This window comes from Pantoea sp. UBA6567 (assembly GCF_002434165.1).
GTDB lineage: Bacteria > Pseudomonadota > Gammaproteobacteria > Enterobacterales > Enterobacteriaceae > Pantoea > Pantoea eucrina.
Genome location: NZ_DJJN01000003.1, coordinates 289729 through 306093 on the forward strand (window position 1 = coordinate 289729; position 16365 = coordinate 306093).

The 16365-nt window shown below is 54.2% G+C and carries 18 protein-coding genes and 2 tRNA genes; 6 read left to right on the forward strand and 14 right to left on the reverse strand.

Annotation, left to right across the window (positions count from 1 at the left end; genetic code table 11):
• Positions 1-21 precede the first annotated feature (21 nt).
• The 8 genes from rimP to rlmE all read right to left on the reverse strand — a co-directional run bounded on the left by rimP (position 22) and on the right by rlmE (position 6503).
• Positions 22-474, reverse strand: coding sequence for a ribosome maturation factor RimP (rimP, locus tag B4M48_RS02550; protein WP_039382276.1), 453 nt, complete (start codon positions 472-474; stop codon positions 22-24).
• Between the two features lie 213 nt (positions 475-687).
• Positions 688-764: transfer RNA gene (locus tag B4M48_RS02555), tRNA-Met, on the reverse strand.
• 59 nt (positions 765-823) lie between these two features.
• Positions 824-910: transfer RNA gene (locus B4M48_RS02560), tRNA-Leu, on the reverse strand.
• A gap of 53 nt (positions 911-963) precedes the next feature.
• The gene (gene secG, locus B4M48_RS02565; RefSeq protein WP_039382274.1) at positions 964-1299 is read right to left on the reverse strand and encodes a preprotein translocase subunit SecG; all 336 of its coding nucleotides are present in this window, start codon (positions 1297-1299) and stop codon (positions 964-966) included.
• Positions 1300-1515: 216 nt separating this feature from the next.
• Complete coding sequence (gene glmM / locus B4M48_RS02570) at positions 1516-2850, reverse strand: phosphoglucosamine mutase (RefSeq protein ID WP_039382272.1); 1335 nt, start codon at positions 2848-2850, stop codon at positions 1516-1518.
• A gap of 5 nt (positions 2851-2855) precedes the next feature.
• Positions 2856-3689: a dihydropteroate synthase gene (folP, locus tag B4M48_RS02575; RefSeq protein WP_039382270.1), complete on the reverse strand. Its 834-nt coding sequence runs from the start codon at positions 3687-3689 to the stop codon at positions 2856-2858.
• Between the two features lie 82 nt (positions 3690-3771).
• A complete protein-coding gene (gene ftsH, locus B4M48_RS02580) occupies positions 3772-5700 on the reverse strand; it encodes an ATP-dependent zinc metalloprotease FtsH (RefSeq protein ID WP_039382268.1) in 1929 nt (642 codons plus the stop codon).
• Between the two features lie 173 nt (positions 5701-5873).
• Positions 5874-6503, reverse strand: a complete 630-nt coding sequence (gene rlmE, locus B4M48_RS02585) for a 23S rRNA (uridine(2552)-2'-O)-methyltransferase RlmE (protein WP_039382266.1) — start codon at positions 6501-6503, stop codon at positions 5874-5876.
• Between the two features lie 126 nt (positions 6504-6629).
• Between rlmE and yhbY the strand changes: the two genes are divergently transcribed.
• Positions 6630-6923: a ribosome assembly RNA-binding protein YhbY gene (gene yhbY, locus B4M48_RS02590; protein ID WP_039382264.1), complete on the forward strand. Its 294-nt coding sequence runs from the start codon at positions 6630-6632 to the stop codon at positions 6921-6923.
• Between the two features lie 121 nt (positions 6924-7044).
• Here yhbY and greA read toward each other — a convergent pair whose 3' ends face one another.
• A complete protein-coding gene (gene greA / locus B4M48_RS02595) occupies positions 7045-7521 on the reverse strand; it encodes a transcription elongation factor GreA (RefSeq protein ID WP_039382260.1) in 477 nt (158 codons plus the stop codon).
• 246 nt (positions 7522-7767) lie between these two features.
• On the opposite strand from greA, the gene dacB reads away from it, so the two are divergent.
• Genes dacB through pmrB form a run of 3 tightly spaced genes read left to right on the forward strand, consistent with a single transcriptional unit; the run spans position 7768 to position 10921 of the window.
• Positions 7768-9201: a serine-type D-Ala-D-Ala carboxypeptidase gene (dacB, locus tag B4M48_RS02600; protein ID WP_039382258.1), complete on the forward strand. Its 1434-nt coding sequence runs from the start codon at positions 7768-7770 to the stop codon at positions 9199-9201.
• Positions 9201-9863 carry a two-component system response regulator PmrA gene (gene pmrA / locus B4M48_RS02605; protein ID WP_071669139.1) on the forward strand — a complete coding sequence of 221 codons (663 nt, stop codon included), beginning with the start codon at positions 9201-9203 and terminating at the stop codon, positions 9861-9863. Before dacB ends, pmrA begins: the two co-directional genes overlap by 1 nt.
• Positions 9860-10921: a two-component system sensor histidine kinase PmrB gene (gene pmrB / locus B4M48_RS02610; RefSeq protein ID WP_039382254.1), complete on the forward strand. Its 1062-nt coding sequence runs from the start codon at positions 9860-9862 to the stop codon at positions 10919-10921. The genes pmrA and pmrB overlap by 4 nt, the downstream gene beginning before the upstream one ends.
• A 45-nt stretch (positions 10922-10966) precedes the next feature.
• Here the strand turns inward: pmrB and cgtA are convergent, their stop codons facing one another.
• From cgtA to rplU, 3 genes are all read right to left on the reverse strand, one after another.
• Entirely contained in the window at positions 10967-12142 is a 1176-nt protein-coding gene (gene cgtA / locus B4M48_RS02615) for an Obg family GTPase CgtA (RefSeq protein ID WP_039382251.1), read from the reverse strand.
• Positions 12143-12390: 248 nt separating this feature from the next.
• Positions 12391-12648 carry a 50S ribosomal protein L27 gene (gene rpmA / locus B4M48_RS02620; RefSeq protein WP_039382249.1) on the reverse strand — a complete coding sequence of 86 codons (258 nt, stop codon included), beginning with the start codon at positions 12646-12648 and terminating at the stop codon, positions 12391-12393.
• Between the two features lie 15 nt (positions 12649-12663).
• Positions 12664-12975, reverse strand: coding sequence for a 50S ribosomal protein L21 (gene rplU / locus B4M48_RS02625; protein WP_039382246.1), 312 nt, complete (start codon positions 12973-12975; stop codon positions 12664-12666).
• Between the two features lie 254 nt (positions 12976-13229).
• On the opposite strand from rplU, the gene ispB reads away from it, so the two are divergent.
• Together ispB and B4M48_RS02635 are read left to right on the forward strand one after the other, a co-directional pair.
• The gene (ispB, locus tag B4M48_RS02630) at positions 13230-14201 is read left to right on the forward strand and encodes an octaprenyl diphosphate synthase (protein ID WP_039382243.1); all 972 of its coding nucleotides are present in this window, start codon (positions 13230-13232) and stop codon (positions 14199-14201) included.
• Positions 14202-14427: 226 nt separating this feature from the next.
• The gene (locus B4M48_RS02635) at positions 14428-14721 is read left to right on the forward strand and encodes a helix-turn-helix domain-containing protein (RefSeq protein WP_039382241.1); all 294 of its coding nucleotides are present in this window, start codon (positions 14428-14430) and stop codon (positions 14719-14721) included.
• 53 nt (positions 14722-14774) lie between these two features.
• Here B4M48_RS02635 and murA read toward each other — a convergent pair whose 3' ends face one another.
• Positions 14775-16034, reverse strand: a complete 1260-nt coding sequence (gene murA / locus B4M48_RS02640) for a UDP-N-acetylglucosamine 1-carboxyvinyltransferase (RefSeq protein ID WP_039382238.1) — start codon at positions 16032-16034, stop codon at positions 14775-14777.
• Between the two features lie 46 nt (positions 16035-16080).
• Positions 16081-16338, reverse strand: a complete 258-nt coding sequence (gene ibaG / locus B4M48_RS02645; protein ID WP_039382236.1) for a BolA family iron metabolism protein IbaG — start codon at positions 16336-16338, stop codon at positions 16081-16083.
• Between the last annotated feature and the right edge of the window lie 27 nt (positions 16339-16365).

Here is a 16365-nt window from a genome sequence, read left to right on the forward strand (position 1 = left end):
GGTTAGCCTCAATCCGGACTTTTAAAAGTGGGGGACCAGGTTCGCTTTCTGAATATTGCTCAGTGCGAACACTTCATCGTTACCCTCGACGGTCACAGTGATCATCTCGCCTTCCACCGACTTGATGATGCCCTGCCATTTGCGACGGTTCTGTACCGCCATCCGCAGGACCAGGCTGACTTCCTCACCCGCAAAGCGCGCATAGTGTTCTGCAGTGAAAAGTGGACGATCGAGACCCGGCGAGGAAACTTCAAGGTTGTAAGCCACCGTAATTGGATCTTCCACATCCATCACAGCGCTCACCTGGTGGCTAACATCGGCGCAATCATCAACATTGATACCCTCTTCGCTATCAATATAGATGCGCAAGGTTGATGTGCGACCACGAACGAATTCAATACCGACCAGTTCGTAGCCAAGCGCTTCTACCGGAGCAGAGATCAACTCTGTCAATTTTTGCTCTAATGTGGACAAGCCCACCCCCAAGACATAAAAAAAGGGCCTAAAGCCCAGTGTTACGATTTCCTGATAACAAAAAACCCCGAAAAATCGGGGCTTTTTATGACTGGACCCTGTATGCCGCAGTGCGGCTTCGGCGCACAATCCAGAAGAATTTTTTTCAAAAACTCACTGATAGTGCGTCCGTCGATGCATACAGTATATTTGAAAAAGAACTCTAAGGGAAAGTGGTTGCGGGGGCCGGATTTGAACCGACGACCTTCGGGTTATGAGCCCGACGAGCTACCAGGCTGCTCCACCCCGCGTCCGAAAACGTGGCGAATATTACGCCGATCTTGCGAAAATAGCAAGTTTTACTGAGAATTGGTACCGAGGACGGGACTTGAACCCGTAAGCCCTTTCGAGCACTACCACCTCAAGGTAGCGTGTCTACCAATTTCACCACCTCGGTACTGCACTGACTGCGACGATAGTATAGTCGCTTAAGCGTTGACGATTTACTGCTTACTGCGGGATATCATTGCCCGGGGTTGCCGGTTTAGCTGGCTGAGTCTGCTGTTCAGACTGAGCTGGCGCAGTGAGGTTTTCCCACTCGCTTCCTTTGGAAGTCTTATTGCTGTTCAGGTTACCCAGAATCAGACTGATAATGAAGAACAGCGAAGCCAGTATCGCGGTCATACGTGTCATAAAGTTACCTGACCCGTTTGAACCAAACAGCGTACCGGAAGCGCCTGCACCGAATGAGGCTCCCATATCAGCGCCTTTGCCTTGCTGCAGCATGATCAGACCAACCAGGCCAATCGCCACAATAAGGAAAACAACTAACAGAGCTTCGTACATAATCAACCTGTTTCCTTGCGCGTAACCGCACAGTTAAAGCTTCAACCAATACAGACGGGTAGTCTCGTCATTACCCATCAGAAGCGGGTGTGAATACTAACCAAAGGCGCCTGGCTCTGCAAGTGCAATTTTAGCCATAAAATTCAATTGCAGAAAAAAGCGCCAGCATGATGATTTACCAGGCGAAAAGGCATCCCGCCTGCCGCCTGGCCGGGTTTAAACTGCTTTTACCGCTGCGGCAATATTATGCGCCAGCGCGGTTACCTGCGCTTCATCTTCGCCTTCCACCATCACGCGGATCAGCGGCTCCGTGCCTGATTTACGCAGCAGTACCCGCCCGCGCCCTGCCAGCGCCTGCTCTGCTTCGGCAGCCGCAGCTTTCACTCTTTCACTCTCCAGCGGATCGTGGCTGCCGGTAAAGCGCACGTTAACCAGGATTTGCGGCAGCATTTTCATACCGCTGCACAGATCGTGCAGACTCATGTGGTTGCGCACTATGGCAGTAAGCACTTGCAAACTGGCTACAATTCCGTCGCCGGTACTGATTTTATCCAGCAGAATAACGTGCCCGGAGTTCTCAGCCCCCATGCGCCAGCCTTTCTCCTGCATTTTTTCCAGTACGTAGCGGTCGCCCACTTTGGCACGGGTGAACGGAATGCCCAGCTGTTTCAGGGCCAGCTCCAGCCCCATATTACTCATCAGCGTCCCGACCACGCCGCCGCGCAGCTGTCCCTGACGCAGCGCTTCGCGCGCAATGATATAGAGAATCTGGTCGCCATCCACTTTCTGTCCCAGATGATCCACCATCATGATGCGATCGCCATCTCCGTCATAGGCGAGACCAAGGTTAGCCTGCTCTTCCAGGACGCGCTGCTGCAGCTGACGCAGGTCAGTCGCTCCGCACTCCTTGTTGATGTTCATGCCGTCCGGCTGCACGCCAATCGCGATGACCTGCGCACCCAGCTCACGCAGCACGTTAGGGGCGATGTGATAGGTGGCACCATTCGCGCAATCGACCACAATTTTCAGACCGTTGAGACTCAGCTCGCCGGGGAAAGTGCCTTTACAGAATTCAATATAGCGACCGGCGGCATCCACGATACGGCTGGCACGCCCCAGTTCAGCAGATTCCACGCAGGTCAGCGGTTTTTCCAGCTCGCGCTCAATCGCTTCTTCCACATCATCCGGCAGCTTGGTGCCTTCGGCTGAGAAAAATTTAATGCCGTTATCATCAAACGGATTGTGAGAGGCGGAGATCACGATCCCCGCTTCCGCACGAAACGTTCGCGTCAGGTAGGCGATTGCCGGGGTTGGCATCGGTCCGGTAAAAGCTGCCGAGAGGCCTGCTGCTGCCAGCCCCGCTTCGAGCGCCGACTCCAGCATATAGCCAGAAATGCGCGTGTCTTTGCCAATCAGTACTTTTCTTGAACCTGAACGCGCCAGCACTTTGCCTGCGGCAAAACCCAGCTTCAGTACAAAATCGGGCGTGATCGGCGCTTCGCCTACTTTGCCGCGGATGCCATCTGTACCAAAATATTTACGCTCACTCATGCCTGTTATCCTTTTGCTCTCTGGGTCGCTTCCACGATGCGCATCGCTTCAACTGTCTCTTTCACATCATGCACGCGAATAATCTGGGCGCCCTGCATCGCAGCAATGACTGCGCAGCTCAGGCTGCCGGTAAGACGCTGTGCCGGGCCGACATTAAGCAGCTGACCAATCATCGATTTACGCGACATTCCCACCAGCAGCGGTAAGCCGTAATGATGAAAATGGCTCAGGTGGGCCAGCAGCTCATAGTTATGGCTGAGATTCTTACCGAAACCAAAGCCCGGGTCGAGCAGCAGTTGCGCTTTTTTGATGCCCGCCGCCTCACAGCGCGCAATTTGCGCAGCGAAGTAAGCGTCCACTTCGCTGATCACATTGTTATACGTGGGTGTCTGCTGCATGGTGCGGGGTTCACCCTGCATATGCATCAGACAAACCGGTAAACCGCTCTCTGCCGCCGCATCGAGCGCGCCAGGCTCTGAAAGCGAGCGAATATCATTGATGATGTGAGCACCCGCTCTCGCTGCTTCACGGATGACGTCAGGCTTTGAGGTATCTACTGAGATCCAGACTTCAAACCGCTGTGCAATGGCCTCCACGACCGGGATAACCCGCTCCAGCTCCTCCTCAACGCTGACCTCGTCCGCTCCGGGCCGGGTCGACTCGCCGCCGACATCGATGATTGTCGCGCCCGCATTTACCATCTCATTGGTATGCGTCAGCGCGTTTACCAGAGAGTTATGCGCGCCGCCGTCAGAAAAGGAGTCGGGCGTTACGTTCAGAATACCCATTACATGGGGGAAGGAGAGATCGAGAAAGGAATCACGCGCGTGGAGTTTCATGGCAGGTATGGTCCTGAAGTGGTCAAACGTTAAATGTAAAAAACCCCGGACTGGCCGGGGTTTTTGCTGAGGTGATGGCCTCTTATTTATTGAACTGCTCAGACATGGTATTACCCGGATTCGGCGTACGCGGTTCATCAACCGGACGTGGCGCCTTTGGCGTACCGTTGCTGTCAGAGTTGTTGCTGCCGGGATCTTCCCAGCCAGCTGGCGGTCGCACATCGCGGCGCGCCATCAGGTCATCAATCTGCGGAGCATCAATGGTTTCATACTTCATCAGCGCATCTTTCATCGCATGAAGAATATCCATGTTCTCGCCCAGAATACGACGTGCACGCTGATAGTTGCTGTCGATCAGGTGTTTAACTTCCTGATCGATGATGCGCGCAGTCTCATCTGACATATGCTTGGCTTTCGCTACGGAACGGCCAAGGAACACTTCACCCTCTTCTTCCGCATAGAGCAGCGGGCCAAGCTTCTCTGAGAAGCCCCACTGCGTCACCATGTTACGAGCCAGATTGGTCGCCACTTTGATGTCGTTAGATGCACCGGTAGAGACATGTTCTGCGCCGTAGATGATCTCTTCAGCCAGACGACCGCCATAGAGCGTGGAGATCTGACTTTCCAGCTTCTGACGGCTGGCGCTGATAGCATCACCTTCCGGCAGGAAGAACGTCACGCCCAGCGCACGGCCGCGCGGAATGATCGTAACTTTATGTACCGGATCGTGTTCTGGCACCAGACGGCCGATAATCGCATGCCCGGCTTCATGGTAAGCGGTTGACTCTTTCTGCGCTTCCGTCATCACCATGGAGCGGCGTTCTGCACCCATCATGATTTTGTCTTTGGCTTTTTCGAACTCGACCATCGACACTACGCGCTTGTTGCCACGAGCGGCAAAGAGTGCGGCTTCGTTGACCAGGTTTGCCAGGTCAGCTCCCGAGAAGCCCGGTGTACCGCGTGCGATAATAGCCGCATCGATGTCGGTTGCCAGCGGCACACGGCGCATATGCACTTTCAGGATCTGTTCACGACCGCGCACGTCCGGCAGGCCAACGACAACCTGACGGTCAAAACGGCCCGGACGCAGCAGCGCAGGGTCGAGTACATCCGGACGGTTGGTTGCGGCGATAACAATAATGCCTTCATTGCCTTCAAAACCATCCATCTCAACCAGCATCTGGTTCAGCGTCTGCTCACGCTCATCGTGACCACCGCCTAAACCGGCACCACGCTGACGTCCTACCGCATCGATCTCATCGATAAAGATGATGCACGGCGCAGCTTTTTTCGCCTGTTCGAACATGTCACGCACGCGGGATGCGCCCACGCCGACAAACATTTCTACGAAATCGGAACCGGAAATAGTGAAGAAAGGCACTTTCGCTTCGCCGGCGATAGCTTTAGCCAGCAGCGTTTTACCTGTACCCGGCGGGCCCACCATCAGGACGCCTTTCGGGATTTTACCGCCCAGCTTCTGGAAACGGCTTGGTTCACGCAGATACTCTACCAGCTCACCTACCTCTTCTTTCGCTTCATCACAGCCAGCGACGTCGGCAAAGGTGGTCTTAATCTGGTCTTCCGTCAGCATGCGGGCTTTGCTTTTGCCGAAGGACATCGCGCCCTTACCACCGCCGCCCTGCATCTGACGCATAAAGAAGATCCATACGCCAATCAGCAGCAACATCGGGAACCAGGAAATGAAGATAGAAGCCAGCAGGCTTGGCTCTTCAGGCGGTTCACCCACTACTTTGACGTTTTTGGTCAGCAGGTTATCGAGTAACTTGGGATCGTTGACAGGAATGTAGGTGGTATATTTATTACTGTCTTTTTTGGTTACGTTAATTTCACGCCCGTTAATACGTGCCTCGCGGACCTGATCCTGGTTCACTTCCGACAGGAAGGTTGAATAATCAACCCTACGGCCATTCGACTCGCTGGGCCCAAAGCTCTGGAATACTGACATCAGCACGACCGCGATGACTAACCAGAGAATCAGGTTTTTCGCCATGTCACTCAAGGGATTAACCTCATATTACAACGGTGTTAACAGACAGCGTAGGGTACTATATATCCTTCATACCTGGAATCGCAGCATGGATGAATTTGCTGGTTTACCCTGAAACTCAGAATCAGGCCGGGATAAACGCACTATTCAGCTTGCTTTGACGCCGGTATTCGGGCCTACAGTTTGCGCCCTGTCGCCACAATATACACTTCACGTGAACGTAACCGCGAAGCGTCTGGCTTACGAATTTTCACTTTCGTAAATAGGGAGCGAATTTCCCGGAGGTATTCATCGAAGCCATCTCCCTGAAACACTTTCACAACAAAACTGCCGCCGGGAGCCAGTACATCCCGACACATTTCCAGCGCCAGTTCAACTAAATACATTGAACGAGGAATATCCACAGCTGGCGTACCGCTCATGTTGGGTGCCATATCTGACATCACCACCTGAACTTTCTGGTCCCCTACCCGCTCAAGCAGCGCTTTCAGCACGGCCTCGTCACGGAAGTCACCCTGCATAAAATCCACGCCGACAATCGGATCCATCGGCAGCAGGTCGCAGGCAATCACCCGCCCGCTATTGCCAATCTGCTGTACCACATATTGTGACCAGCCGCCGGGTGCCGCGCCTAAGTCCACCACGGTCATACCGGGTTTAAACAGCTTGTCACCCTGCTGAATTTCATCAAGTTTAAACCAGGCGCGCGAACGCAGCCCTTTTTTCTGTGCCTGAAGCACATATTTATCGCTAAAGTGTTCCTGAAGCCAGCGACTGGAACTGGCCGAACGCTTTTTACCCGTCATAATTTTTCCAGTTAAATCGTCATCGTAGCGATAAATCAGCGCGCAATGGGTAGCGATGATTTGGCGATATACCCGAGATGGCGGTAGAATGACCCGTTTTCAATCCCTGAGTAAGCAAAAAATACGATGAATCTGAGTACCAAACAAAAACAGCACCTGAAAGGCCTGGCCCACCCACTGAAGCCGGTGGTCATGCTGGGCGGCAACGGCCTTACTGAAGGCGTGCTCGCCGAAATCGAACAGGCGCTTGACCATCACGAACTGATTAAGGTGAAAATTGCCTCAGAAGATCGCGAAACCAAGCAGCTGATCGTCGAGGCCATTGTGCGTGAAACCAAGGCCAGCAATGTGCAGGTTATCGGCAATGTGCTGGTGCTGTACCGCCCGGCGAAAGAGCGCAAAATCACGCTGCCTCGTTAAGCTCTATACTAAGCGCGGCGCAGCGGGCAGAGAAAGTGCCACGCTCACGCATGCGATAAAAGGCCGCCATGCGGCCTTTTTCCTTTCTTTACATTGTGCCCGGCATAACAGCAGCGGGTGCTTACAGATATTCAACCTTCAGCACTTCATACTCCACGTCACCGCCTGGCGTTTTCACAATGGCTACGTCATCGGCCTCTTTGCCCACCAGACCACGCGCCATTGGCGAGTTAACTGAGATCAGATTTTGTTTAAAATCTGCTTCATCGTCACCCACAATGCGGTAAGTAAACTCTTCGTCGGTATCTACATTCAGCACAGTTACCGTGGCACCGAAAATGACGCGACCGGTTTTTGGCATAGATGTGATGTCGATCACCTGCGCATTAGAAAGTTTAGCTTCAATCTCCTGAATACGCCCTTCGCAAAACCCCTGCTCTTCACGCGCAGCATGGTACTCGGCGTTCTCTTTCAGGTCGCCATGCTCACGAGCTTCAGCGATGGAGGCGATGATGCGCGGACGCTTTACGGTTTTCAGTTCGTTCAGCTCTTCACGCAGCTTCTCAGCGCCTTGTAACGTCATCGGAATCTGATTCATTTTGGCTCCTCGTCTCTATCCTGGTTAACGGTGTCATCCTGACTGGTGACAGCAGAATAATCGCTTCTGCGGCACACGGCCCCTTTTCAAAAGCAAAAGAACCCTGACCCGGAAAGCTTTCCGGGTCAGGGATCGGTTTTGCATTTTGATACGTATTTTACCCCAGAGTTCCCTGTGGGTCATCGTTTACTTTGCCCTGCCCGGGGACGTAGTATTGACGCCCCATCCGTCAGTTACCGCGAGATTATGCGATTTTCACGACTTGTTACCGGATTAACCTGCGCGGTAATGCTGCAGGCACAAGCGGCCCCCGTTGAAGAATACATGCAGTATTTACCTGACGGCGCGAACCTGGCGCTGATGGTACAGAAAGTGGGCGCATCAACCCCTATTATTGACTACCACGGAAAACAGATGGCTTTACCGGCCAGCACCATGAAAGTGATCACGGCGCTGGCGGCACTTCTGGAGCTGGGACCCGACTTCCGCTTTCAGACCACGCTTGAGACACGCGGTGCTATTACCGACGGCACGCTGAACGGCGATCTGGTGGCCCGCTTTGGCGGCGATCCTACGCTGAGCAGGCAGAATCTGCGCAATATGGTCGCCGCGCTGAAGCAGCAGGGTATCACGCACATCAAAGGCAACCTGGTGATTGATACCTCCGTATTTGCCAGCCACGATATGGCTCCCGGCTGGCCATGGAACGATCTGACCCAGTGCTTCAGCGCACCACCTGGCGCGGCGATTGTCGACAAAAACTGTTTCTCGGTTTCGCTTTACAGTGGCAAAACCGCTGGTGAAACCGCCTTTGTGCGTATTGCGTCTTACTATCCGGCCCATATGTTCAGCCAGGTCCGGACGCTTGCCCCTAACAGCGGCGAAGGTCAGTACTGCGAGCTGGATGTGGTGCCTGGTGAGCTTAACCGCTATACGCTGACAGGCTGTATGCGCCAGCGGGCAGAACCGCTGCCGCTCGCCTTTGCGGTTCAGGATGATGCCGCCTGGTCAGGTGAAATCCTGAAAGGGATGCTGCGTGCGGCTGATATTGATTATAGCGGTCATCTGGTACGCCAGACGCAGGTTACGTCGCCGGGTACCGTGCTCGCCTCGACCCAATCCGCGCCGCTGCATACGCTACTGCGCATGATGCTGAAAAAGTCGGACAACATGATTGCGGACACCGTGTTCCGCACCATCGGCCATCACTACTTTAACGTGCCGGGTACGTTTCGTGCCGCCTCTGACGCCGTGCGTCGTATTCTGCGCGAAAAAGCGGGTATTGATATGGGCAACAGCATTCAGGTTGATGGTTCCGGCCTGTCGCGTCACGATTTGATCTCGCCAGAGACAATGATGCAGGTGCTGCAGTACATTGCTAAAAACGACGCCACGCTCGACTATATCTCTATGCTGCCACTGGCCGGCTACGACGGCACGCTGCAGTACCGTGGCGGGCTCCATGAAGCGGGCCTCGATGGCAAAGTCTCAGCAAAAACCGGTTCTCTGCAGGGCGTCTATAATCTGGCAGGGTTTATTACCACGTCCAGCGGTGCGCGCGTTGCCTTTGTGCAGTTTCTGTCAGGCTATGCCGTGCCCCCGGAAAATCAGAAAACGCGGCGTATTCCGCTGGTTCGCTTTGAAAGCCGCCTCTACACGGACATTAACAAGAACAACTAATGAAATTGTTGATTGTTGAAGATGATGCGCTGCTGCAATCGGGCCTGGCACAGGCGCTGGGCGCTAAGGGTTATGCAACAGATTGCGCCAGCAGCGCCGCAGAGAGTAATGCGCTATTGCGCAGCGGTCAGTATACGCTGATCGTGCTGGATCTTGGCCTGCCGGATCGCGACGGCGCTTCGCTGCTGCGCCAGTGGCGGCGCGAGGGCGTTGCGATCCCGGTGCTGATCCTTACGGCGCGTGATGCGCTGGAGGATCGCGTGGAGGGCCTGGATGCCGGCGCGGATGATTATCTGATCAAGCCTTTTGCACTGGCAGAACTGCAGGCGCGGGTTCGGGCGCTGATCCGCCGCTATCAGGGGCAGAGCGATAACCAGCTGCAACAGGGCGATCTGACGCTCAATCTCAGCACGCAGCAGGTGCTGCTTGAAAATCAGTCGGTGGATATTACGCCTAAAGAGTTTGCGCTGCTGACGCGCCTGCTGATGCGCATCGGACAAAATGTGCATCGCGAAACGCTGCAGCAGGATCTTTATAGCTGGAACGACGATCCTGGATCGAACACGCTGGAAGTGCATATTCATAATCTGCGCCGCAAGCTGGGAAAAGATCGGATTAAAACGGTTCGCGGTGTGGGTTACCGGCTGGAACTGCGCGAATGAACAGTATGCGGCAGCGCTTACTGATCATGCTGGCGCTGATCCTGCTTATCTGTCAGGTCATGAGCGTGATCTGGCTCTGGCACGAGAGCCGGGAGCAGATCAGCTTTCTTGTCAATGAGACGCTTTCGGCTCAGGCGCGCAATCAGCGGGTTGAGAATGAGATCCGCGAAGCGATCGCTTCGCTGCTACTGCCCTCACTGGTGATGGTATGCCTGACGCTGCTGCTCTCGTTCTGGGCGATTAACTGGATTATTCGCCCGCTTAAGCTGCTGCAGGATAGCCTGGCGCATCGTTCCGCCGACAACCTCACTCCCCTGCCGGTGTATGCGGATATGGATGAAATTGTTGCCGTCACCGGCGCGATAAATCAGCTGTTTTCCCGTCTGGACCACACGCTGCAGCAGGAGCGGCTTTTTACTGCCGATGCTGCCCATGAACTGCGTACGCCCCTCGCCGGGCTGCGGCTGCATCTGGAACTGCTGCAGCAGCAGCAGGTGCCGCAGAGTGAAATGCTGATTAGCCGTATCGATCAGCTGATGCACACCGTAGAGCAGCTGCTCATGCTGTCACGTGCCGGCCAGGCGCTGGCGGGCGGACACTATCAGCAGCTGTGGTGGCTGCAGGATATCATGCAGCCGCTGAAACCAGAGATGGACGAGCTGCTGCTACAGCGTCAGCAGCGGCTGCGCTGGCCAGAGGGGAGTGATATCCCGCAGCAGGGCGAAGCGGTGCTGTTGCGCCTGATGCTGCGCAATTTGCTGGAGAACGCCTCGCGCTATAGCCCGGAAAACAGCGAGGTGCAGGTTAAGCTATACCGGGATGCGCAGCAGGTAACGGCAGAAGTATGGGATGAAGGGCCGGGTATTGATGCCGGAGCCGCAGAGGAGTTAACCCAGGCCTTTCGCCGTCGCGATCAGCGCTACGGCGGCAGCGGACTGGGTCTGAATATTGTGCTGCGTATTGTACAAATGCACCGCGGTACGCTGACGCTGGAAAACCGTGAAGACCGCAGCGGACTGATTGCCCGCTGTACGCTGCCGTATCAGCTCAACGGCTAGCTCTGCAGATAAAAAAAGCGGCCCGAAGGCCGCTTTTAGCTGCGATTAACGCTGATAGATAATTTCGACGCCTTCGTCGTCTTCATCATCCCAGTCGTCATCCCAGTCATCATCTTCTTCCACTTCCTGAGCGGTCTCCAGCGCTTCACGATGGTAATCATCCCACATGAACGCGACCTTCTCAGGCTGCTTCTCTTCCAGTTCTGCTTCTTTAGGATTAGCAATGATAAAGCTCATCACATCCCAGCAGAGTTCATTAACGCCGGTACGGCTGGCGGCAGAGATAAGATAATATTTGTCATCCCAGCCGAGCGCCTCTGCAATCGCTTTAGCGCGGCTTTCAGCTTCTTCCTGACTCAGCAGGTCAGTTTTGTTAAACACCAGCCAGCGCGGCTTCTGATAGAGCTTCTCGCTATATTTTTCCAGCTCGCCAAGAATGATGCGGGCGTTTTCAACCGGATCGGTTTCGTCGATAGGCGCAATGTCGATCAGGTGCAGCAGGACGCGACAGCGCTCAAGATGCTTCAGGAAACGAATGCCCAGCCCGGCGCCTTCCGCTGCGCCTTCAATCAGCCCCGGGATATCGGCCACGACAAAGCTTTTTTCGCTGTCCATGCGCACAACGCCCAGGCTGGGAACCAGCGTGGTAAACGGATAGTCCGCCACTTTTGGCTTCGCTGCAGAGACGGCGCGAATAAAGGTCGATTTACCCGCATTCGGCAGACCCAGCATGCCGACATCGGCCAGCAGCATCAGCTCCAGCTGCAGATCGCGTTTCTCGCCTGGCGTACCCATGGTTTTCTGGCGCGGGGTGCGGTTAACCGAGGATTTAAAACGCGTGTTACCAAGACCGTGCCAGCCGCCTTTCGCTACCATCAGCTTCTGCTCATGGCGCGTCATATCGCCCAGCGTTTCACCGGTGCCCTGATCGATTATGCGCGTACCGACCGGCACTTTGATGGTGACATCTTTACCACGTTTGCCGGTGCAGTCGCGGCTCTGACCATTCTGACCGCGCTCAGCGCGGAACGCTTTTTCAAAGCGATAATCGATCAGGGTATTGAGGTTTTCATCTGCCAGCAGATAGACGTCACCGCCATCACCGCCGTCACCGCCGTCCGGGCCGCCTTTAGGAATATATTTCTCGCGGCGGAAGCTAACGCAACCGTTGCCGCCATCGCCTGCGACCACAAGGATCGTCGCTTCATCAACAAACTTCATTCTATTTCTCCGTCACACTGTCGTCTGTCGCTGCAGAGAGCGGCAGACGGGTCCGCCAGGGTCTTCTGTGCTGACCGGCGGCGGATAATGCAAATCTGGTAATATGAGATGTACAGAAAGTGTACAACAAACCGCGCAGCTCAGTTAGCGGGGATTCGATAACCGGCGGCAGAATGTAAAAAGCCCCGCAAAGCTGCGGGGCCTTTCCTTCGTGTGTTCAGACGATTATCGTCTGCAGCACGACAACCTTACTCAGCAACGATGCTGATATATTTGCGGTTGTTCGGGCCTTTCACTTCGAATTTAACTTTGCCGTCTGTGGTAGCAAACAGGGTGTGGTCACGACCACAGCCTACATTGGTACCGGCGTGGAACTTGGTGCCACGCTGACGAACGATGATGCTACCTGCCAGAACAGATTCACCACCGAAACGCTTAACACCCAGACGTTTTGCGTTGGAGTCGCGACCGTTACGGGTCGAACCACCAGCCTTCTTATGTGCCATTTGTCAGATCTCCTCTTACGCGCTGATCGTCGTGATTTTCACATCAGTGAACCACTGACGGTGACCAGCTTGCTTACGGTAGTGTTTACGACGACGAAACTTAACAATCTTGATTTTTTCGCCGCGACCGTGAGCAACAACTTCTGCCTTGATCATTCCGCCTGAAACCAGTGGCGCGCCGATTTTCACGTCTTCGCCATTTGCAATCATCAGAACCTGGTCGAACTCAATGGTTTCGCCGGTTGCGATGTCCAGCTTTTCCAGGCGAACGGTCTGACCTTCGCTTACTCGGTGTTGTTTACCACCACTTTGGAAAACCGCGTACATATAAAACTCCGCTTCTGCGCTTGCCTTTCTGTGTAATCAGGCGGCGCGATAATATTCACAATAGGGCGCGAATTCTACGCAAATATCCAGCAGAAAACAAGCGCACTTTGCACTCTCCTGCAGAAAAAAAGCGCAGAGTGAATGCAACCGTTTCTCATCCTGAATTTTCAAGTACAATCAGTAACAGATTACCTGAACTCACGCTGGGTAAAAGCGCCTACCATGCAAAAAACGAGTCAAAGCTGAACAGACGAATGAACCTAGAACAAATTAACGAACTAACCGCGCAGGACATGGCGGCCGTCAACCAGACCATCCTCGACCAGCTGAATTCAGATGTCTCACTGATCAACCAGTTGGGCTACTACATTGTCAGCGGCGGAGGTAAACGCATTCGTCCGATGATTGCCGTGCTTTCAGCGCGTGCGCTCAACTATCAGGGTTCGCTGCATGTTACGAACGCAGCACTGATTGAATTTATCCACACGGCAACACTACTGCATGATGATGTGGTGGATGAGTCTGACATGCGTCGCGGCAAAGCGACTGCGAATGCGGCGTTTGGTAATGCCGCCAGCGTGCTGGTAGGTGATTTTATCTATACGCGCGCTTTTCAGATGATGACCAGCCTCGGATCCTTAAAGATCCTCGCGCTGATGTCAGAAGCGGTGAATGTGATCGCAGAAGGCGAAGTGCTGCAGCTGATGAACTGTAACGATCCTGACATCACTGAAGAGAGCTACATGCGCGTGATCTACAGTAAAACGGCGCGTCTGTTTGAGGCTGCTTCTCAGGCCTCAGCGATTCTGGCAGAGGCTTCGCCTGCTCAGGAGAAAGCGCTGCAGGATTATGGTCGCTACCTTGGCACCGCTTTCCAGTTAATTGACGATTTGCTCGACTACAGCGCAGATGGCGAGACGCTGGGTAAAAATACCGGTGACGATCTCAGCGAAGGGAAACCGACGCTGCCCCTGCTGCATGCCATGCATCATGGCACCCCCGAGCAGGCCGCTATGATCCGCAGCGCGATAGAGGAAGGCAACGGACGCCATTTGCTGGAGCCGGTGCTGGCCGCTATGCAGCAGACGGGTTCACTGGAATGGACGCGCAAACGCGCTGAAGAAGAAGCGGATAAAGCGATTGCTGCGCTACAGCTGCTGCCTGAGAGTCCGTGGCGTACTGCGCTTGAAGCGCTGGCGCATATGTCAGTGCAGCGCGACTTTTAATCCCGGACGGAGCCGCCCGGCTCCGTTTTTTATTTTCCCGCCGTTTCCTGCGCCGTTTGCATAAGTTTGCACGCTTTTTGCGAATACCCGCCAGATTTTGCTACCTGGGTGTAACAATTACTGGAAATTAATGGAACCTTTTTGCTATATAGAGCCGTTAATTTCCAGTTTTACCCTTCACTGCCACAGCAGCGATTACGCATTACATGGATATGGAGAACAAGTTATGCAGACAAGGAAAGAGGATTGGCATCCTGCAGATATTATCGCAGCGCTACGCAAACGTGGTACTTCACTGGCGGCTCTGTCACGTGCGTCAGGACTTTGCTCCTCAACGCTCGCCAATGCGCTGTCACGCCCCTGGCCCAAAGGCGAGTGGCTTATCGCTATGGCGCTTGAGGTACATCCGGCAGAAATCTGGCCAAGCCGCTATTACGATCCTGACACCCTGCTTCTGCTGGATCGCAAAAAGCGGATCCGATCGCCCGATAGTCTGAAAAAGATCCCGGAAAAAAAATAAAAAAAAACCAGCCACGCTGCTGTGACTGGTTCTGGTCCATCATACTGACTGGCTTATTCGCCGCTGATACGCTCAATGTTCGCGCCCATCGCTTTGAGCTTATCTTCGATATGCTCATAGCCGCGATCGATATGGTAAATCCGGTCAACAACCGTAGTGCCTTCAGCAATACAGCCTGCCAGTACCAGACTCGCCGAAGCACGTAAATCGGTCGCCATAACCTGTGCACCCGAGAGCGTTTCCACACCGTGACAAATCGCCGTGTTGCTCTCGATTTCCGCATGCGCACCCATACGGATCAGTTCCGGGATGTGCATAAAGCGGTTTTCAAAGATGGTTTCTGTGATCACGCCCGTGCCTTCCGCCAGCAGATTCAGCAGAGTGAACTGCGCCTGCATATCGGTTGGAAAACCCGGATGCGGTGCAGTGCGGATATTCACCGCTTTTGGCCGCTTGCCGTGCATATCAAGACTAATCCAGTCATCACCGGTTTCAATCTCTGCACCCGCGTCGCGCAGTTTAGCCAGTACCGCATCCAGCGTATCCGGCTGTGCATTGCGGCAGATGACTTTGCCGCGCGAGATAGCCGCAGCCACAAGGAAGGTGCCGGTTTCGATACGATCCGGCAGCACGCGATAGACACCGCCACCCAGACGTTCCACACCTTCAATCGTAATTTTGTCCGTGCCTGCGCCAGAAATTTTTGCACCCAGCGTATTGAGGAAGTTTGCCGTATCAACAATCTCCGGCTCGCGCGCCGCGTTCTCGATTACCGTGGTGCCGGTTGCCAGCGTTGCCGCACTCATAATGGTTACGGTAGCGCCGACGCTGACTTTATCCATGACGATGTGCGCGCCTTTCAGGCGGCCATTGACTGAGGCTTTAACATAGCCCTCTTCCAGCTTAATTTCCGCGCCGAGCTGTTCCAGACCAGTGATATGCAGATCGACCGGACGGGCACCAATCGCGCAGCCGCCTGGCAGTGATACCTGACCCTGACCAAATCGTGCCACCAGCGGCCCGAGCGCCCAGATAGAAGCACGCATCGTTTTAACCAGATCGTAAGGAGCGCTGAAGACGTTAACTTCGCGCGCATCAACATGCACCGAACCGTTACGCTCTGTGCGTGCACCCAGCAGGCTCAGCAGCTTCATGGTGGTATCAATATCACGCAGCTGCGGGACATTCTGAATTTCTACCGGCTCTTCTGCCAGCAGCGCGGCAAACAGAATCGGCAGCGCTGCATTTTTTGCGCCGGAAATGGTCACTTCACCACTTAAGCGGGTGGGGCCTTGCACACGAAATTTGTCCATTAACACGGCTCTCAATTATCTATCAACAAAACAACCAGACTGGTACTCAGAATCCGTTAAGTTTACGGTCGCGAGCCCACTCGGCGGGAGTATAAGTCTTGATGGAAACCGCATGAATGCGATTATCCGCAATGTATTCCATCAGCGGCGCATAAACAGCCTGCTGTTTTTTTACCCGGCTCAGTTCGCCAAACATTTCGCCCACGGCGATCACCTGGAAATGGCTGCCGTCGTTGCTCATCACGTGGACTTCATCTAATGACAGCGCCTGCATCAGGACTGCCTGAACTTCACTATTTTCCATGGTTTATAACTTCACTTGATAATAATA